This is a genomic window from Sporolactobacillus spathodeae (genome assembly GCF_016908935.1).
Classification (GTDB): Bacteria; Bacillota; Bacilli; order Bacillales; family Sporolactobacillaceae; genus Sporolactobacillus; species Sporolactobacillus spathodeae.
Genome location: NZ_JAFBEV010000005.1, coordinates 1 through 20,225, shown reverse-complemented (window position 1 = coordinate 20,225; position 20,225 = coordinate 1). Strand labels below are relative to the sequence as shown.

The following is a 20,225-nucleotide window of genomic DNA, read 5'->3' as shown; positions in this document are numbered from 1 at the left end:
GTTTATGGACTTGTTCTTTCGACCCAGTTGCTCGGTTGCCCGTTCGCCTCCAGGTAATCCATTTCATCTGTTTCTTGTGCCCGACCGGAATGAAGAGAGAGTGTCACATGAAGTAGCCCATTGTTTGCGGTGCATGAGTAGTCTGCTGTTCCCCCTACATCATCAAAGTGACCATGAGCGTCTAAACTTTGCTCCTGTATCTTCTGATTGACCTGCGTTAATACATTCTCTCGGAGTGTAGTCAATTGAACTTTGTCTTCGTATGCGTGATAGAATCGCTGCTGATTGTCGAGCATCACTATCGCGTGGAGGATGAAAAGAAGAAAAAGACAACTAATCATCATCGTTATCGGCAAAATAAATCCATTTTCAGAACGTGCACACGGTTCAATTAATCTGCAGATAACTTTCGTCTTCCCAGTAATAATTGTTTGTTTGATCATCAGTCACCTCGATCCATAGCTCATTGTTATGTGTCTGAAAAAGAATATTAGAAACATGCATCAATACAATTTCGTAACCAAGACCGTTCACTTGGCGAATCACGCGATGATTGCTGAGCCATTTATAGGTGATATTATTTCCATCCTTTTTAACGGTCAGCTGTTTTCCAGAAGCAGAGGCGCTGACTGATTCAGCACTATGAATTTCGCTACCCGTCTGGGAAAAAAACAGAAAGCAGTCTTTTGCTGTATTTTCAGGATGGATGGATCGGCTGACAAGAACTTTACTTAGAGAAACGACAAGAAGAAGCGAGACGGACATGAGGCAAAGTGCTAGCATCATCGAAAGTAAAGTAAAACCTTCGGGGTGCTTCATCGCCTCGCCTCGCTTCTGACGACATAACTTTTTTCGAAACTGCGCCAATTAATGGAGAGGACAGCGCGATTCGTGTCATTTACTTCCCATGTGAGCTGAAAGGGTGTATTGACTTTCATATCTGGAAAAGGCTGATCATCTGTTTTCCATCGCAACAGCTGCATACGCAGTAGGCTGATTGCTTCAACTTTTTGATGGAACACAATTGTTTGATGGTTGATACGGAAAAGTAATGGTACTGTGGCAAGCAGCATCAGTGTGAGTATCGCCACTGAAAAAACAGCTTCAGAGAGGAAAAAGCCACGACGATTATCGATTGATAATAGGATTTTGCGCATTCGTGATTGGATAGTGCGAAGTTTATACGGAGGATTTTTCAAAATAAAACCTTCCTTGACCAATTTGTAACACAAGGTAATACCAAATACTGCCACATTGGAATGAGTAAGTGCCGGGATTTGAAAAGGCACCGTCTCTTGTAATCATAATATATTGGTTGTTGATGTTCCCATGAAATTGTATGCGTGGATCCATCGGCTTTTTTTGTACATCATTTGCTTCTGTGATTGAATAGTAATGATTGGACGTATCGAATAAAATTTTTACCATGGTTGATTTGCTAATCGCATCCATTTGAGCATCACGTATTGTGTCCGCGACTTCCTCAATAAATTGCTTCATTTTCTCTTCATCAGAAGTATGGGAAAGTGTCATGAAAGAAAGAGGCGCGATAATACAGGCAATTGACAGGACGATAATCATTTCTATCAATGTAAAACCTTGCGCAGCCATCAATTTGCTTCGTGAAAAACGCATCAAATAAACCTCCTTGCTCACAAACAGTCATTTGGAGTAATTAGTAATACGGATATTTTTTATGGTGCGCTAACAGTTCCTTCAGCGTCCATCTGAAGTGTTCCTCCATCCGGACTCTTGATACTATCTACGTAACCATCAGTGACCAAATCTTCCAATGAACTAGGTAGCGTGCCATTGTGATCCATCTGATAGGCACCAACCTGGCTTTGAACCAGTTTCACCGTTGCGTCTGTGCTCTTTCCGCGAACGACGCTTTGCGATTTAATCATATTGGGTACGGCAATAAGCAGGAGAATGGAGATAATCATTAGGACAATCATCATTTCGATCAAAGTGAAACCACGATCGCAACCCCTTATTAACTTTTGAAAAAATTGACACATCATATTTCCCTCCTTGTTTTTTCACTATTATAAAGCAGCTTATCGGATGGACTTCTTCGTCACGTCATCTCCTTTTTTTCGCAAATGTATTGCTGATAAGTCTTTTATAAATGAAATGACTTTCGTGGACAAATCGTGAAAAGTCCTTTTTTTTATAGAATCGCATTGATCTTTGTTAGTAAATGGCTTTGGATGAATGTCTTTTAATTAGAAAAGTCAGAAATTGGTGGATTTAAAAAACATTAATTCTAGCACAAAAAGCTTATAAAATAATATTAAATTTAGATTAAATTTTTTAACTTCAAGGGAAACGATAGTGGTATGATTGTTAAAGACTTATGAATTATGTGATTGATGCGGGTAGTAGAAAGGCTGAATCCGTGACGCGGGCATCTTTGTTCTTTCTCTGCTCATAAGCAGAGGAAGCGCGCATATAAATATTCAGTCGTGCCGAGCCGAGCAAAATGGCTTGAGAAACATTTCCATTTCATTTAAGGTATTAATAATATCAAGAGCTGAAAATCCTGCTATTCTATCACTCAGTTATTTAATGCGTTCGGTCAGCTTATAAAGTCTAGAGGTGAGCGGTTATTCGAAAATTATACTGGATTATTCTAACAAGTTTTATGGGTGTCTTACTCGCTGTGACAGCCGGATTCATTTATTATCAGTCCACACACTTTAATCGGAATTTTACAATTAACGGTGTGAAGGTTGGCGGATTGACAGCAGAACAGGCGTTAAAGCACTTCAAGTCAATGACATTGAAAAATGATGTCTATCTTAACGGTCGACGGATTATCAAGGGGAAGGACACGCAATCCAATTTCACAAACAACGATTTGAGCGCTGTAAAAAAAGTATTGAAGAGTCAATTTACGTTGTTGCCATCCGCAAAGGCCGCAAATTATTCTTTGATTCCCGAAAAAGCAGATGACTATCGCAATCGCGTGCTGAAAAAAGAAGTGGCGGTTAAGCTGCATCAAATGAATAAGAAACTGAAGGCGCCGATTGATGCGAAAGCAATTTTATCAAATGGAAAAATTACAGTCAGTAAAAGTAAGAACGGCGAACAATATGATATTACGAAAATGTTGAAAGCCTACGATCGTCGCCAATACGACAAAAAAATCGATTTGGACGCGATTCGACTTCAGCCGATTCAGGCGGACAGCCACACGGTTTCAAATGAAAAACAGAAACTCCGGGCACTACTTCGACGAACGACAGACTATCAATTGCAGGATAATAGTTATTCCATGCAGGCTGCGAACCTGATTAAAAATGCATCGGTTTCAAAAACGATGAAAATTACAGTGGATACGGGCGAAATTAAGAAAAAGCTGGCATTGATTAATCAGAAAACGTCAACCTTAAATAAAAAATACGCGTTCAAAACGCATACAGGGTCGGTCATTTCTGTCAAAGGACAGTCGTTTGGTTGGGCATTGCATGTTCCAGCTGAGGCAAATCGGATTGCGAAAGCGCTGGTTGATGGAAAGAAAACGATCAAAGCCTATAATGTATACGGCGTCGGATTCAGCACATACGGTGTCGGTTACAAAGTGCGGGGCAATAATGGCATTGGCAGTACCTATGCAGAAGTCTCGATTAGCGAACAACGGATTTGGCTGTATAAAAACGGCAAGATGGTTCTGACCACTCAAGTCGTCACCGGTCGCCATGACACGCATGAAGATACGCCAAAGGGTGTTTGGTATATTGAATACAAACAATCGCCGTCCGTCTTGGAAGGCAGTGAAGCCGGTAATCCGCATTATAAAGTGAAAGTCAAATACTGGGCGCCGTTTACGCTTAGCGGCTGTGGCTTCCATGACGCGCCGTGGCGTCATAATTGGGCGAAAAACGCTTATCTGACGCAAGGCTCAGGGGGCTGCGTCAATACACCGCCGAGTGCCATGGTGAATGTTTATCAACTATTGGAACAGAATGAACCCGTTATTGTTTATTAATTGTCGTGTTTTGAACATCCGTGATGAAAAAGTGGGTACCTGTTTATTTACATGCGGGTTCCTTGTGTGAAGTGGGAAGAATTACTGGATAGAAGAAATAGAAGAGGCGGATTCATGCGGATAAGCGGCATGAATCCGCCTCTTTCTAATAAGTAAAGAATATGACTTTTTTCGAAATATGTTGAGCAGTTTGCCGGTGTCTTGTGAAAATAGCATGCCGAACGGATCGTCAACTATTTGTTTGTTCGGGGAGAGTCGTGATGCGTTCGCGGCAAGCGAGTAGCTGTGGCGTGTGACGATCAGATCTCTTTCACTTAATAAAGACAAAGTGTAAACAAAATGCAATGAATATTGTCGCAGTTTGTCAATTTTAATAGAGATATGGTAGATTTTCTAGACTTTTTTCTACTAAATTAGAAACTTATCAACTATAATGAAGATATACAAAATTAGAAAATTATTCTATTTTAAATGAGGGCATAAAATGGCAGTGCGAACCGCTTTGATAACAGATAGAATCCCTATAGCGGAATCTGCGCAAATCATCTATGTGTATGATAAAAGGGACTGTTATTTAAAAAATGTTCTTACTTTTATCGAATCCGCGATTGAGCAGGAGGAACACGTTCTACTCATCGATGATGCGTGCCTCTTTGACACTGCCTTGCAGCATCTTTCCCGAAAAAAAACACCGCAGCAACTAACAACCGTACATTTTGCAAGCAATGCTTGTCTTGTTTCATATTTTCAGAACGAGCAGACGGATGAATCGCTCTTAAGTTCAATTGGAGTAGGTCTTCATGATTATCAGAACAGGTATCATCCGCTGCGTCTATGGATTCGTGCAGATACGACGGAGTCAGTACCGGAGAGGATTCAGCATTTTTCAAAATCCTTTCTGATGAAGCTCCAATTTATGTTTGTTGCTGCTTTTGATGGAAATAAAATTTCAGCACAGACAGAAAATGTATTGAGAAAATGCCATGAATATTTTATGACTGATGACACAATTGTTCTGTCAAATCTAATTGACAAGAATCTCACACCGTTTAAACAGTTATCCGTTCAGCAAAGTGAGAAAAAAACACGTTTGCAATTACAAGCCACACGCGAGCGTCTTGAATCCTTTATTGGACAGAATATCGACCCGATCATGATATTAGACAAAAATGACCAGTCGCTCTTTATTAACCAGGCATTTTCCAATCTGCTTGGTTGGACAGAAAGAGATGTTGTCGGGTTGCCTGCAGATAAATTGCCTGAAATAGACCCGAAACGTGCGTTCGAGGTCGGGCGTGATCGAGATAGGATTAAATTACAGAATCAAATTACAGCCTATGAATCGATTCGGAAAACAAAATTTGGTCGCTTAATTAATGTTTCTATCACCGGCTATCCGCTTGTCGATGAGAACGGTGAATACAATGGACGGGTCATGACCGTTCAGGATATTACCGCAACAAAACAGGCACAACTCCTGCATTTTCAGGCCGAGAAACTTTCGCTCTACGGCGAGATGGCTGCCGGTCTCGCTCATGAGATACGAAATCCGATAACCGCCATCAAAGGGTTTCTGCAGCTCGCACGGCTCGAAAAGAAAGAGGATAATGACTATTTGCCGATAATGGCGGCAGAGATCAGGCGGATTGAGTCCATTCTCAATGAGTTACTTCTGCTTGCCAAACCTAAAGCCACTCGCTTTTGCAGGAATAACTTGATCGAAATCATTGAGGACGCGGTGACTTTGCTTCATCCGCAGGCGAGTTTAGCCCAAGTCGACTTGATTACAACATTCGATAAGAGACCGCTCTTCATATTTTGCGATAAAAATCAACTCAAGCAGGTCTGTGTTAACTTTATTAAAAATGCCATTGAAGCTATGCCGAAAGATGGAAAAGTGCGCATTCACGTGAAAAGTCGACCAGGCGAAGCCATTATTGTTTTCTCGGATCAGGGGAAAGGCATGTCTAAAAATATATTAGAACATATCGGGACACCGTTCTTCACGACCAAGGAACAAGGCACAGGCCTTGGCATGATGGTAAGCAATGAAATTGTAAAAAGTCACCAAGGGACAGTCGCTATTTCAAGCAAAGTCACTCGAGGTACAACTGTAGAAATCCATTTGCCGCAAATGGCAGGCATTGTAACACAAGATTGAAGCTGCTTGCTGCCAGCTCCTGGATAGCGAGGTCAATTATGAGACGAGAACTTTCCCAATTAAATCAATTGGATCCCAATCTGATACATGCGCGAATCCTTTATGTTTATGACGAAGAAAAAAACTATTTGGATCAGCTAGTCGATGCAGTCACGATAAGTCTTGATGCACAGTACAAGTTTGTACTCTTCGATACACGAGCGCATTATAAAACAATGTTAGCCGCTATTGAAGGTAAAATAGACGCTGATAAGCTGAAACAGTTTGAATTCATCGAATCAGATGACCTGATTCAGGAAATGAACGATCGTAAAATCCTTAATTTGTATTACCATTTGATAGATGAACTATTTACGGAGCAAACAGAGTTCAGGTTATGGATCTCATGTGCGACTGAAGATTCTGAACGCGTTAATAATCTGGCAAAATTAACCTTGAAAGAGGATTTCAGTCGACTGATGATGAGTTATGGGTGGTCGGTTTATGCTTTTCCAGGGAAAAGTATAACAGCGTTACATCAGAATCGCCTCAAGAAAATCTTTAATTTTTTTATGAACGATAACGATTTTGTCCGCTCAAATCTATATCGGATACCTGAACAGAAACCCTATTTTATTATTGATAAATCAAATCAGCGCATTGAAAAAAAACTAAATCTCACCAGACGCAATCTTGAATCGTTAATTAATAATTATGTGGATCCCATTAAAATTCTTGATGAAGAAGATAAGGTCATTTTGGTGAATGACGCCTATACCCGTTTACTGCATTGGCCGAAGGACGAATTGCTTGGGCTTCCGTACTCGAAGTTGCCATGTATACCGGAAGAACGACGATTTGAAATACGTCGGGATCGGAGTTTTACACTAATTGGTCAGTCGGTACAAGCTTATCAAACGCAACGATTGAGAAAAAGGGATGCTCGACTTGTTGACGTCACACTGACCAGTTTTCCTCTTATGAATATGTACCGACGGATAAACGGTCGAGCAGTAATCCTTCGAGATACAACAGAGAAAAACAACGCGATCGCGGCTTTTCTGAAGACGGAGCAGCTCTCGACAGCCGGTGATTTGGCAGAAGGGATTGCGCGTGAGCTTCTTCAGCCAATCACGTCGATTAAGGGTTTTGCACAGCTGCTTGAACGGGAAGATCAAACAAATAGCGGTTATTTTGCGGTCATTAATTCAGAAATTGACCGAGTGGTGAGAATTCTCCGAGAATTGCTTTCCTTCTCCGAACCTAAATTCAGCACACAAAAAGCAGAAAACCTCATTAGTTTGCTAAATGAAGTAATCCTTTTTCTCGAACCTCAGGCACGCATCGCTAATGTCCGTATTGTTTTTGATGCGCCTACAGAAATCTTCTTTGTTGACTGTGATCGGAGTCAGATGAAACAAGCTTTTATTAATTATATTAAAAATGCGATCGAGGCGATGCCCAAGGGAGGAATACTGACGATTGTCTGTAAACAGTTGCCTGGTAGACAGTTGTCTGTGACATTTACAGATCAGGGTGTAGGTGTTCCAAAAGAATTTCTCTCAAAGATTGGTAACCTGTTTTTCACAACAAAAGAGAATGGAACCGGACTTGGTTTCAGTGTCAGTAAACGAATTGTCGAAACTTTTCACGGCACCGTTAAACTATTCAGTAAAGAAAATGTTGGTACAACGATTCAGCTGATTTTTCCATCTTCTGGTACAATTAAGGGATAATTTTTACGTCAGGAGTTGTGACCATGTCAAGCGGATTGGATCAGTCATTTGGCCGTACGATCGTGGAAAAAAAAGTGTATTATGATGGGCGTATTAAGGAGTATCCGTGTCTGCTACTTGAAGCGAATACAGTTCAGGCTGCAGTCAGTTATCGAATAGATGCTAACCGCTCACTCTATTTTGGCCAGAAGGAATTATTAACAATACCTGCTGGAAGCACTACATTCGCGTTTTTCTGGACGGATTGCCCATACAATGTTTATCAATGGCGGACAAAAAACGGGGAATATATCGGCTCCTATATCAATTTCTCCAAACACACGCAAATCGGGGAACAACTGATTTCGTATCAAGATTTGATTCTTGATCTGCTGGCATTGCCGGATGGAAGGCATTACCTGCTTGACGAAGACGAGCTACCTGAACCGCTTCATGTATTTGAAAAGGGACAGGTCAAAAAAGTGGCTAATACTTTGATAAGGCAGTTGCCAGATGTATTGCAGCCGCTCATCAATCGATCTGCTTTGTATTGGGAAAAGCTGAGTAACAATTGACCAATACCCAGGGAAATTCGATACTGAGTAAAAAGGTTGTTTGCGAACGCGCCATTTTGTCGCTGCTCGAAATGGTTTGTACATTAAATATAGGTTAGGTCATGAGCGATAGGTGTTTGAATCAATCGCTTAATTTCGTTGAGCTTGTTTGTTTGTCCTAGAATCCACATTAGTTTGGCAACTATAGCTTCTGTGTTCATGTCTCCGGCAGTAATTCCCCCAGCTTCAGCGGCTCGTTTACCGACCTCGTAAATATCCATATTTTGCCCTTCTTCAAGGCATTGGGTTGTGATAATAACCGGCACACCGTGCGCAGTCAATTCACGTATTTTTGTCACCAAATCTCTCTTTTCAAACGGCAGACCGCCATTGCCAAAGCTTTCAATAATCACGCCGCGGGTATGTCCTTTGAGAAAATCGAAAAACATCGGCGAGAGTCCGGGGAAAATACGCATCAAAAACACATCCGGGCATATTGCCATGCTCGTCTTCAAAAAAGAGGGGACCTCTCTCTGGAATGGTTGGGAAAGCGTGAGCGTATCCTCATGAATTGTTGCTATATAGGGATAATTTATGCTTTTAAAGGCATCATAGCTTTTGGTTCGCATTTTAACCGCGCGTGTCCCTATAATAGCGACACCGTCGAAAACAACGAAGACGCCAGGAAGACCTGCTTTCTGAGCGAATGTCAGCGCATCACGAATATTTTTCTTAGCATCCGTTTTATGAAAACTGACAGGAACTTGAGAGCCAGTGATGACAATCGTTTTATCAATATCGTGAAGTAGATATGAGAGTCCCGCTGCTGTAAAACCCATTGTATCTGTTCCGTGGGTGATAATAAAACTGTCATACTTCAATTGGTTATTTCTGATTTCCGTTGCAATCGTCAACCAGTCTTCTGGTTGCATATTGGTGCTGTCTTTATTCATCAGCACGCGAAAATCAATCAACATATTATGATTAAAATGATTAAAGTAGCCGGATAGTTGCGCTAAGCTCAATCCAGGTGCAAGACCGTTCGCCTGTGCAGTCGAAGCAATTGTTCCGCCTGTTGCAAGCACAAGAATTTTTTTCATGGCTTCATACGACTCCAAACCGCATTTGTTTCTTGAACTTATATTATATATGAAATGGTAAATAAAAACGATAGATTTTGGGAAGGGGAACTTTTTACAGAATCGTGCGAATCTTAAGTAGCACATGATAGAGACGCATGGTTTGGCGCATGATATAATCAACTCAAACAGAATAAGTGTCAGGACGCCAAGAGTATTCATAATCTGGTTTGTTGCGGTTAATTTAGAGGGAATAAATTAGAACGATCGATCAATGGATTATTCATTTCAAGTCATCCAAATGCATGGCATTTGTTCGCCGGAATGTAAAGTTTACAAGTTATATAAGCTAGAGTATACTCATTTTTGAATCAATTGCTCGTTATCGATTGTCAATTGGAGGAAGCGTGAATGGAATCAAGATTTGATGTGAGAAACGAAAGAGATCTGACGATGCTCGTTGATTTCTATGAACTCACAATGGGAAACAGCTACCTTGAAGAAGGTGTTGGGGATCAGATTGTCTATTTTGATATGTATTTCAGGCGTGTGCCAGACGGTGGTGGTTACTGCGTGATGGCCGGCGTTGATCAGCTGATTGAATATTTGGAGAACCTAGGTTTTACTCCAGATGATATCGACTACCTTCGCTCCTTGAATACGTTCTCAGATAGGTTTCTCAACTATTTATCTGATTTTACGTTTTCCTGTGATGTTTGGGCTATTCCAGAAGGCTATCCTGTTTTTCCAAACGAGCCACTGGTTACAGTGCGTGGTCCGGCGATCCAGGCACAACTTCTGGAGACGATGATCCTTGTCACAATCAATCACCAGACGCTGATTGCGACAAAAGCGAGCAGGATCTGCCGTGTGGCAGGGAAGCGCCCGGTGATGGAATTCGGTTCGCGACGTGCGCAAGGCTATGACGGAGCGATTTACGGCGCTCGGGCTGCAATCATCGGCGGTTGTGCGGCAACTGCAAACACATTGGCAGGAATGATGTTCGATATCCCAGTCTCCGGAACAATGGCACACAGTTGGGTACAGCTCTTTGACAGCGAATTGGAAGCATTCAGAGCTTGGGCAAGAGCTTATCCGGATAATTGTCTCGTATTGATTGATACATATAACGTGCTCAAATCCGGCCTTCCTAACGCAATCAAGGTTTTCAAAGAATTACGTGAGCGGGGACATGAGCCATTAGGTATCCGTATTGATTCTGGCGATATCACGTACTTAACGCGGCGCGTTCGTCAAGCTTTGGATGAAGCAGGCTTCCCGAATACGTCAATCGTCATTTCAAATGCCTTAGACGAACATATTATCAAAGATGTTTTGGCAGAAGGCGCGCAAATCAATGCTTTCGGCGTTGGCGAGCGGTTGATAACCGCCAAATCTGAACCCGTTTTCGGCGGCGTGTATAAACTGGTTGCTGTTGAGAAGGATGGACAGGTTGTTCCGCGGATTAAAATCAGCGAGAATCAGGAGAAGATCACCAATCCGGGATTCAAGAAAATTTACCGCGTATACGAACAAGATGCCGATAAAGCAATCGCTGATTTAATTTGTAATTTTGATGAAACGATTGATACAAGCCGTCCACTGACGCTTTTTGATCCAGTTTTCACCTGGAAGAAGAAAACGCTCAAGCGCTATAAAGTTGAACCTCTCCGTCGTCAAATATTTGAAAACGGACGATTATGTTATAAAAGTCCTAAAGTTCTGGAGATACGCGATTTCGGCAAACGTCAGCTGGAACGCCAATGGGAAGAAGTTCTTCGTTTTGAAAATCCGCATAACTATTATGTCGACTTATCGCAGAAAGTATGGGATTCAAAGTATGAGCTTTTGAACAGCTACGCGGAACAATTTAGTGAAAAATAAGTCGTTCGAGCTTGAAAAACGGGCAGGTATGGTGAGGCATTAAGTCCATCATGCCTGCTTTTTTGACAGTAAAGAAGTGATATGATTGTATCTGTAAAGCGTGGCAGATCTGCACGAGCGCCCGCAGCAAGCGAGTAGCCGAAAAAAATTGTCACAAAAATACTTTGCGAAACCTAGTTTTTCTAAACATAGATAAAGAAAGAATTGGCGAGAGGTGGATCGGTTTTGAAACTCGTATCGTGGAATGTCAATGGATTCCGTGCCTTACAGCGGAAAATGGATGTTTATCAATGGATGCTGCAGCAAGAGCTTGATGCCTTCATGATTCAGGAGACCAAACTCCAAGCCGATCAAATTGCTTTTGATACACCTGATTATTTTCAATATTGGAATCACGCGGTGAGAAAGGGTTATTCAGGTACAGCTATTTTTGTAAAAAGAAAGCCTGAAAACGTAAAGTATGGCATGGGCATTGAAGAATATGATCAGGAGGGTCGTTTGATTACTCTGGAGTACCCCGATTATTTTCTTGTGACCTGTTACACGCCGAATTCTCAAAGAGACCTCGCCCGGCTTGATTTTCGTCTCGGCTGGGGGAGCGCTTTTACACGCTATATAAAATCGTTGGATTTAGAAAAGCCAGTCATTTTTTGTGGCGATTTGAATGTGGCCCATCAAGCCATTGATTTGCGTTATCCAAAAAATAACGAGAAAAATTCTGGATTTACGGTTGAGGAACGTCATGACTTTTCTGAATTACTTTCAGCGGGTTTTGCTGATAGTTTCCGCTCCCTGCATCCTCAGTCTGAAGGTGCGTATACGTGGTGGTCTTATCGCTTAAATGCCCGAGAACGGAATATCGGCTGGCGTATTGACTATTTTGTTCTTTCAAAACGCTTGAACGCTGCCATTGTAAAAGCGGCTATTCGTCATGAAGTCATGGGCTCCGATCACTGCCCGATTGAACTCGTTATCGATCTTTGAATGGTCTGACGGGCGCTTTTATTATTCATCGACGTGTCAAACTACTATACTGTAGGAAGAAGCACGTTTTCTATTGGCGAAAAGAAAGAAGGAATGTGGATGGTAAACTATGATTCTTTGTTTGATCCTATTGAATTACCGAACGGCGTCATACTTGATAACCGAATCGCGATTGCACCAATGACAACGTGGTCAGCGAATGATAACGGCACCGTGTCTGATCAAGAACTGGCGTATTACAAACGACGGAGCAGCTTCGCGGGACTTTTTATTTCCGCATGTATTGCCGTCTCTCCGACGGGACTGACATTTGACCATCAATTTACTGCCTATAATGATACCGTATTGCCTCGCTTGAAAAAAATGGCATCAGCAATGAAGGCACAAGGGAGCAGGGCCATTTTACAAATCCACCATGGTGGAAGTGAGGCGTTACCGCAATTAACCCTTTATGGGCGAACCGTCAGCGCCAGTGCTGTTCCCTCTTTTTCCAATCCGGAGCATATGCCAGCAGCCTTAACGGAAGAGGAAATCGGCGTGATTATCAAAGAATACGGTGTGGCTACGCGTCAGGCGATACGTGCAGGCTTTGACGGCGTGGAAATTCACGGCGCCAACCACTATTTGATTCAGCAGTTTGTATCCGCTCATTTTAACAGGCGTCAAGATGATTGGGGCGGCAGCCTGGACAAACGATTGCGTTTTCCTTTTGCTGTTCTTGAAGAAGTCCGGCGAGTGGTCCAAAAGTATGCGGACCCCACTTTTATCGTTGGTTACCGCTTTTCCCCAGAAGAAATGCACCGATATGTTGGCTATTCTTTAAAAGATTCATTTTATTTGATTGACGGATTAATAAACATTGGGGTAGATTATCTGCATGTGTCGCAAACGGATATCACAACGCTCCCTTACGGCCATGAAGCAAGCGATGCATCCAATGTTCATTTGCTGTCAGAGCATATCAACCATCGCGTGCCGCTGCTTGCCGCAGGTGGGATTCAGCAGCCGCAGCAAGCTGTGAATGGTCTTAGTGATGGGGCGGATGTAATCGCGATTGGCAGAGAAGCGATCATTGATCCGGATTGGACGCAAAAAGTTAAAGCGGATCGTCTGGATACAATTCGCGTCACGTTGCCAGTCGACGAAGAGGCGCGGCAGAACCTGGTTGTTCCCGAACGGCTATGGAAAATCATCACACAGCCAACAGGCTGGTTTCCACTCGCTGCCGATTCTGAAAAACAGAAAAATTAAGAGAAAAAATTATTTTTTTCCGAAAAGTTTTAAATAATAAGATAGATGATAAGGGATGCCTCAAAGCCGTTAAATGGGTAATGAGCTATCCCTTTTTCTGTCAATGAAGCATTTTGCACTGAAATATAATCAAATCTTGGGTCCGCCCGTGGCAATCAGTACATAACGTTTGTCAATTCCATACATAGATATTATAATAATGAAAGCGCTTAAATTGACAATTCTGTGACATTTTATCGACTGGAGGTTTACCTATGCTGAAAAGTTTTCGTTTACCGGCCGATCACGGAACCCATGTCCTTGAAGATTATGCAAAAACGCGCTCAGACTTTGATTGGAAGCAGGCAGAGACAGGATTTAGCTGGTTTCAAACCGGCAAAATCAACGCAGCATATGAGATGATTGATCGTCATGTTGCAGAGGGAAAGGGCAATAAAATTGCGTTGCGTTATTCGGACGCGACGCGTGATGAACAGTATAGTTTTGCCGATTTAATGCATTTATCGGGAAAAGCCGCTCATTTATTAAGGAACCAGGCCGAGGTTGTCAAAGGTGATCGGGTGTTTATATTTATGCCGCGCACTCCAGAACTGTATATTCTATTCCTAGGCGCTATCAAGGCTGGTGCGATTGTCGGCCCGCTCTTTGAAGCGTTTATGGAAGACGCGGTTCGCGATCGGTTGTCCGATAGTGAGGCGAAGGTTTTATGCACGACACCTGAGCTTCTCAGCCGTGTACCGGTTGACGAACTGCCTCACCTGAAACATATTATTCTGATCGGCGACACGGTTGGTACGAACGGCTTTTATATTGATTATAAGCAGGCGATGCAAGAAGCAAATGCCGATTTCCCAATTGAGTGGATGGCACGGGAAGACGGAATGATTTTGCATTATACTTCTGGTTCAACTGGAAAACCAAAAGGCGTGCTTCATGTCCATCAAGCGATGATTCAACATGCTCAAACGGGCCGCTGGGTGCTTGATTTTCAAGAGGATGATATCTATTGGTGCACGGCGGATCCAGGCTGGGTTACCGGTACTTCCTACGGCGTGTTTGCGCCTTGGCTGAACGGGGTGACAATCGTTGTACGCGGCGGCCGGTTCAGCGCTGAAGATTGGTATCAAACGATTGAGAAGAATAAAGTGACCATTTGGTACAGTGCGCCGACCGCATTTCGAATGCTGCTGAGTGCCGGAAATGCACTGCCTGCAAAGTATAACTTGTCGACATTGCGCCATGTATTAAGTGTTGGCGAACCGTTAAATCCAGAAGTTATTAAATGGGGATGGGAAGTCTTTCAGAAGCGGATTCACGATACTTGGTGGATGACCGAAACCGGGGCGCAGATGATTTGCAATATACCTACGATGGAAATTAAGGCAGGATCGATGGGTAAACCGCTGCCAGGAATCACAGCAGCAATTGTCGATGACGACGGACAGGAACTGCCGCCAAACACAATGGGAAACTTAGCAATAAAAAAAGGGTGGCCATCAATGATGCGTGCCATTTGGAATAATCCGGAAAAATATAACGCCTATTTTACGTTGAATGACTGGTATGTATCTGGAGATTCGGCATATATGGACGAAGACGGTTATTTTTGGTTCCAAGGGCGAGTCGATGACGTGATCATGACGAGTGGCGAGCGCATTGGTCCATTTGAAGTGGAGAGCAAATTAGTGGAGCATCCAGCTGTGTCAGAAGCAGGTGTCATTGGGATTTCCGATCCAATTCGCGGTAAAATTATTAAAGCGTTCATATCGCTTCGTGAAGGATTTGAAGCAACAGAGGCATTGAAACACGAGATTTATCAATTCGTGAAAAACGGCCTTGCGGCGCATGCAGCGCCGAGACAGATAGATTTTAAGGAAAAATTACCGAAAACACGGAGCGGAAAGATCATGCGGCGAGTTTTGAAAGCGTGGGAACTCAATCTTCCTGTTGGTGATTTGTCAACGCTGGAAGATTGAAGAAGTTTAAATGAATCGATAAAAAATTGATAGGAAGACAGTTCACAGGGATGCCTCAAGGTCGTAAGACTTTTCAGACATCCTTTTTTAATAGAATGCTATTCCTACGAAAAATACAATAGCTGTATTATACTGAAACAAGATGTAGGGAAAAGGAATAGACTTTAGAAAGGCGGTCTCGGTCAATGAAAACAGTAATATTTGGATTTAGAGCGGATTTCTCGCTCCCGAATGAGAAGTGGATGCAACTTAAAGAACAGTTTAAGAATGACTATCAGTTTTATCCATTAAATGATTGTCCCCAAGAAATGCTTGAACAGGCTGAGGTATTTGTCGGATGGCCTGATTCAAAAACTTTGCGGCAAATGCATGGATTGTGCTGGCTGCAATTACCAAGTGCCGGAGCCAATCATTTTGCGAACAATCCAGAAATTTCGAGCGATGTCGTCATCACCAACGCCACAGGTGTTTATAATACGGCTGGTGCGGAACATATTCTCGCGTTGATGCTTGCATTAACGCGCCGAATCCCTGAATACGCCAGACAGACTGCGAAGCATCAATGGCGCTGTCTAGACGTTCCACGACAAATTGAGGGATCGACAGTCACGATCGTCGGGCTAGGAAATATCGGCAAGGCAACCGCGATACGTCTTGCAGCATTCGGTGCGCAGGTTCTTGGTGTGAAACGAACAAAAAGCGCCTGTCCGCCTTATGTGCATGAAATCTTCACTGTCGATGCAATTAGCGAGGCTGTTTCACAAAGTGATTTTGTTGTTAACGTCCTGCCACTCACTGAAGAAACGGAAAATTTCTTTGATCGTAAATTTTTCTCTCAATGCAAAAAAGGGGCAGTTTTTATCAATGCCGGTCGCGGGCAATCTGTTGTGCAAGATGATCTGATTGTCGCTTTGCAAAGCGGACAATTGAGCGGGGCGGGACTGGATGTGACGGTTCCGGAGCCACTGCCTGCGGACCATCCGCTTTGGGATTGCGAGAATGTGTTGATCACCTCGCATTCGCTCGGGCTGAGTCCAGAAAAAGCAGAGAAACAATTGAGTTTGCTCGCGGACAATTTGCAGCGCTTTAAAGAAGGACAGCATTTGCAAAATATAGTCAATCGGAAACTCGGTTATTGATCCGGAGGATGGTCAAACGCGACAGGAATTTTAGCGGCATCGGCAGGGATGAATTTCATTGTCGTTTGTTTACTTCGAGATAAACCTAGTTTCATAGGACACTCATCCTGTGGATAGAGCAGGACGAGTGTCAATTAGAGAAGCAAAATTAATGAAACAGAGCTAAAAAACTGATAGCAAATAATCAAATCGTCACTTTTGACGATTTTTTTGTGCGAAGGTGAGAATGTATAAGGATTTGCGCGAAAAATGCAGCGGAGGTCTGCTGGCGCCTGCGGGAAGAACAGAGAAATGCATGCAATAATTTGAGCATCAATTACGAAACAAAAATAATTACAGAAAATTATCAAAAGAACCGATATGAAAAATGATAACTTGCTATAATAGTGATAGAGTCGGAGTTTGATAGATTATGTCGGAATATGCGACTAAAGAACTGTGCGGAAGGTGCAGCGGAGGAGAGGAGTTCGTGCCAGGGTGAAAAAAAGTTTAAAATGGATCGTTTCTGCTGTTTTGTGTAGCCTGCTTATATTTCCTCTCGAGACGGTTCCGGTATTCGCCGTTTCAAAGGCTGCGCTAAATAATAAATTGCAGCAGATCCGTCAGAGTCAGTCAGAAAATCAGCAACAACAAACATCATCGACCGCAGCGTTGAAGGAAAATAGGCAAAAAAAAGCGGGACTTCTCAAGTCTTTAGAGAAATCACAGAAGAAAATAGGAATAACCAATTTGCAAATTACCAATACATCAGAAGCATTAACACAAAACCGTTCGGATCTGCAAGACTCGAAAATCGAACTCCGACAAGTGACCGAGCGGCTGAATTATAGAAAACAATTGTTAAAACAACGCATTCGGGCAGTATACATAAATGGCGGATCATCGACCTATTTGGACGTGTTGATGGGTTCTCGAAGCTTTGAAAATTTTATCAGCCGTCTGCTCGCTTTGCGGGCAATTGCAAACCAGGATGTCCAAATGATTAATGCCGAAAAACGTGATCAGGCACTTGTTAATCAGAAAAAACAAGAAATACGTCAGACAGTGACTGCGACTGAACAGAACTTAGCCAATTTGCAATCACTGAAGAACACGTTGGAAGAAGAAAAGAAACAACAGCAACTTGTGATTGGACAATTGAAAAAACATGAAAATGAACTTGAAGATGTTCTGATGAGCAAACAGGAGCAAGCAGGCATTCTTAAAGCTCAGGAAGCTGTCGTAAAAGAACAGCTGGCCATGGCGGAACGCAAAGCCCCTAAACCGTCTTCCTCAATAGATAAACATGCGGCAACAAGCAGTGCAACTATTTCAACGGATAAGCCAACAAATCAGTCTGGTGGAAGTCAAGCAACAGAAAAAGTTCAAAATCTATCATCGGGCTCAACTGCTCCGTCACGTGCAGAAGCCGCATCACCAGTACCAGCTAATAAAGAGACAGCTCAAACTGATTTTATAAAACCAGCTGCTGGGTCGATTTCTTCTGGTTTCGGCTATCGTACATTTGATCATGAATTTCATCCGGGAATCGATATTGCAAACAGTGCCGGTACTCCGATTGTAGCGGCGGCAAGTGGCATTGTTTTCCGCGCTTATCAATCGACAAGCTATGGCAATTGCGTGATGATTTCACACATGATTCGTGGACAGATTTATACGACAGTCTATGCGCATATGTCCGCTTATTCAGTTCAGACAGGTCAATCCGTCAGTCAAGGTCAGCAAATCGGGACGATGGGTGCAACCGGAGAAGCTTTTGGGACACATCTTCATTTTGAAATTTATCAGGGTTACTGGACAGCACCGCCGCACAATGGCGCTGTCAATCCGATGGACTATATTCATTAACCGACAAATACTGAGAATTTTCGCTTGAATTTATAAATTTTTTCCTTAAATCGTGTTTTTTTTCTTCTTTTTGCGGGTATAAAAAGAACAAACCAGTGAGAGGATGAGAAGAAATGGCAAAACTCGTATTTTATACGTATCCAAGCTGCACGTCCTGCCGAAAAACAAAAGGCTGGCTCACCCGTCATGAGATTCGTTACGAGGAAAGACATTTATTCCGTGATCATCCGAATACTAGCGAGTTAATGGAAATTTTGAAGCTGTCTAAATCCGGTGTCGAGGAATTGCTGGCAAAACGCAGCAGAGAATTCAAGAAGCTTTCGATCGATATTGAATCTTTACCGCTAAGCAGTGCGTTGAAGCTCCTCGCTGATGAACCGAAGTTATTAAAAAGACCAATTCTTACCGATGGCAAGAACCTTGTTGTTGGCTATCATCATGATCAGCTTGCTCGAATTGCAGCGTCTGAGGAACACCAACAGACAATCAGATTGGCATCTGAGGAAGAAAAAGAACAGATGCGCGCATAACAGATTTGCTTTTACGGATTGAACATTTAATAATAGACTAGACCATACACCCCCGAGATGAGAAAGAGAATTTCTTATCTTCGGGGGTGTATTTTGTTTTTAAATAAGCTCTGTATAAATTTAATATTAACTTTCTGACAGAACAGGCAATGTGTGAGCGTTTTTCAATTGACAGTCAGGACAGCTGTACTATAATAATTATTGAATCTTTCAAATATATAGAAAAGAAGGCATTTAAGGATGATGTTTACAAAGGACAAATTGTCAGAAAAGCTGTATGCCGCGTATCGCGACAATCAACCGATTTCCTGGAAAGAAGCCGACTTTAAGGCTCTGAATTTAGTCGACGCGTACGACGTACAACATGCTTTCAATCGCGCAAAAGGGGAACCGGTGAAGGGGTACAAGATAAGTTTAACGAGCAAGCAAACACAAGATCTTTTTCATTCGGACTCGCCGTTATACGGACAGATTGTTGCCTCAAAGCTACTAAAGGACGGCGCGATCATCAACTATTCTGAAATGAATGAGCCGCTGTTGGAACTGGAATTGGAATTTACTGTGACCGACGATTTGCTGCCGGAAGATGATTTGCAGGATTTGCTTTCGAAAACAGAAGTCGCGCCGGGTGTCGAGGTTCCGGATTCTCGGTTCAAAGACTGGTTTCCTTCATTGCCTCTTGAACTGGTGATTTCCGACAGCGCGGTCTGCGGCAGAGTTGTCGTTGGCCAACCGGCTGATAAACCGACGATTGAAGAGATGGCAGACGTGCATGCGCAAGTGACGCGTGACGGGGAAGCGTTGACTTCAGGAGTTTCTTCCGAGGTACTTGGTAATCCGCTCAACGCATTACAGTGGCTTGTTCAGAAATTAGCGCAGGAAGGTAAGAAACTGACAAAAGGCATGACTGTATCAACAGGTACATTCTGCCTGCCAAAGAAACTGAGCAAAGGCCATTATGTTGCCACCTTTGATCATCACTTGGGTACACTTTCATTTGATGTTCGCTAATCCGGTAATACTAGCGTTTCACTATTTTATTCAAACCATTCATAATACTATGAATGTTCAAAATTAATATGGTTTCTAGACAAAAAAATCCTTTATAATGGAAGAATAGGTGATTCCTAT

The 20,225-nt window shown here is 42.7% G+C and carries 18 protein-coding genes; 12 read left to right on the top strand and 6 right to left on the bottom strand.

Features of this window, described 5'->3' with window-relative positions; translation table 11 throughout:
• Nucleotides 1-2 precede the first annotated feature (2 nt).
• From JOC27_RS03620 to comGC, 5 genes are read right to left on the bottom strand one after another with little or no spacing between them, the layout of a single operon-like run.
• A complete protein-coding gene (locus tag JOC27_RS03620) occupies nt 3-443 on the bottom strand; it encodes a hypothetical protein (RefSeq protein ID WP_205005652.1) in 441 nt (146 codons plus the stop codon).
• Nucleotides 388-819, bottom strand: a complete 432-nt coding sequence (comGF, locus tag JOC27_RS03615) for a competence type IV pilus minor pilin ComGF (RefSeq protein ID WP_205005651.1) — start codon at nt 817-819, stop codon at nt 388-390. Before comGF ends, JOC27_RS03620 begins: the two co-directional genes overlap by 56 nt.
• The gene (locus JOC27_RS03610; RefSeq protein WP_205005650.1) at nt 816-1,199 is read right to left on the bottom strand and encodes a type II secretion system protein; all 384 of its coding nucleotides are present in this window, start codon (nt 1,197-1,199) and stop codon (nt 816-818) included. Before JOC27_RS03610 ends, comGF begins: the two co-directional genes overlap by 4 nt.
• Nucleotides 1,180-1,635, bottom strand: a complete 456-nt coding sequence (gene comGD, locus JOC27_RS03605; protein WP_205005649.1) for a competence type IV pilus minor pilin ComGD — start codon at nt 1,633-1,635, stop codon at nt 1,180-1,182. The genes JOC27_RS03610 and comGD overlap by 20 nt, the downstream gene beginning before the upstream one ends.
• A 59-nt stretch (nt 1,636-1,694) precedes the next feature.
• Nucleotides 1,695-2,021 (bottom strand): competence type IV pilus major pilin ComGC, encoded by a 327-nt coding sequence (gene comGC, locus JOC27_RS03600; protein ID WP_205005648.1) that lies wholly within the window; start codon nt 2,019-2,021, stop codon nt 1,695-1,697.
• Nucleotides 2,022-2,665: 644 nt separating this feature from the next.
• Here comGC and JOC27_RS03595 point away from each other — a divergent pair.
• The 4 genes from JOC27_RS03595 (at nt 2,666) to JOC27_RS03580 (ending at nt 8,424) form a co-directional block, all read left to right on the top strand.
• Nucleotides 2,666-3,994: a L,D-transpeptidase family protein gene (locus JOC27_RS03595; protein WP_338062764.1), complete on the top strand. Its 1,329-nt coding sequence runs from the start codon at nt 2,666-2,668 to the stop codon at nt 3,992-3,994.
• Between the two features lie 484 nt (nt 3,995-4,478).
• Nucleotides 4,479-6,155, top strand: a complete 1,677-nt coding sequence (locus tag JOC27_RS03590; protein WP_205005647.1) for an ATP-binding protein — start codon at nt 4,479-4,481, stop codon at nt 6,153-6,155.
• Between the two features lie 38 nt (nt 6,156-6,193).
• Nucleotides 6,194-7,870, top strand: coding sequence for an ATP-binding protein (locus tag JOC27_RS03585; protein ID WP_205005646.1), 1,677 nt, complete (start codon nt 6,194-6,196; stop codon nt 7,868-7,870).
• A gap of 23 nt (nt 7,871-7,893) precedes the next feature.
• Nucleotides 7,894-8,424 (top strand): ribonuclease FAU-1 family protein, encoded by a 531-nt coding sequence (locus tag JOC27_RS03580; RefSeq protein WP_205005645.1) that lies wholly within the window; start codon nt 7,894-7,896, stop codon nt 8,422-8,424.
• Nucleotides 8,425-8,507: 83 nt separating this feature from the next.
• On the opposite strand, the gene JOC27_RS03575 is transcribed toward JOC27_RS03580, so the two are convergent.
• Entirely contained in the window at nt 8,508-9,503 is a 996-nt protein-coding gene (locus JOC27_RS03575) for an asparaginase (RefSeq protein ID WP_205005644.1), read from the bottom strand.
• A gap of 390 nt (nt 9,504-9,893) precedes the next feature.
• Between JOC27_RS03575 and JOC27_RS03570 the strand changes: the two genes are divergently transcribed.
• From JOC27_RS03570 to JOC27_RS03535, 8 genes are all read left to right on the top strand, one after another.
• A complete protein-coding gene (locus JOC27_RS03570; RefSeq protein WP_205005643.1) occupies nt 9,894-11,366 on the top strand; it encodes a nicotinate phosphoribosyltransferase in 1,473 nt (490 codons plus the stop codon).
• A gap of 225 nt (nt 11,367-11,591) precedes the next feature.
• Nucleotides 11,592-12,350, top strand: coding sequence for an exodeoxyribonuclease III (locus JOC27_RS03565; RefSeq protein WP_205005642.1), 759 nt, complete (start codon nt 11,592-11,594; stop codon nt 12,348-12,350).
• A 99-nt stretch (nt 12,351-12,449) separates the two neighbouring features.
• On the top strand, nt 12,450-13,601 hold the full coding sequence (locus tag JOC27_RS03560) for an NADH-dependent flavin oxidoreductase (RefSeq protein WP_205005641.1): 1,152 nt from the start codon (nt 12,450-12,452) through the stop codon (nt 13,599-13,601).
• Between the two features lie 254 nt (nt 13,602-13,855).
• Complete coding sequence (gene acsA / locus JOC27_RS03555; protein ID WP_205005640.1) at nt 13,856-15,577, top strand: acetate--CoA ligase; 1,722 nt, start codon at nt 13,856-13,858, stop codon at nt 15,575-15,577.
• 185 nt (nt 15,578-15,762) lie between these two features.
• The gene (locus tag JOC27_RS03550) at nt 15,763-16,716 is read left to right on the top strand and encodes a D-2-hydroxyacid dehydrogenase (RefSeq protein ID WP_205005639.1); all 954 of its coding nucleotides are present in this window, start codon (nt 15,763-15,765) and stop codon (nt 16,714-16,716) included.
• 477 nt (nt 16,717-17,193) lie between these two features.
• A complete protein-coding gene (locus tag JOC27_RS13580; RefSeq protein WP_205005638.1) occupies nt 17,194-18,564 on the top strand; it encodes a peptidoglycan DD-metalloendopeptidase family protein in 1,371 nt (456 codons plus the stop codon).
• Between the two features lie 113 nt (nt 18,565-18,677).
• Nucleotides 18,678-19,094: a Spx/MgsR family RNA polymerase-binding regulatory protein gene (locus JOC27_RS03540; protein WP_205005637.1), complete on the top strand. Its 417-nt coding sequence runs from the start codon at nt 18,678-18,680 to the stop codon at nt 19,092-19,094.
• Between the two features lie 240 nt (nt 19,095-19,334).
• Nucleotides 19,335-20,105: a 2-keto-4-pentenoate hydratase gene (locus JOC27_RS03535; protein ID WP_205005636.1), complete on the top strand. Its 771-nt coding sequence runs from the start codon at nt 19,335-19,337 to the stop codon at nt 20,103-20,105.
• Nucleotides 20,106-20,225 lie beyond the last annotated feature (120 nt).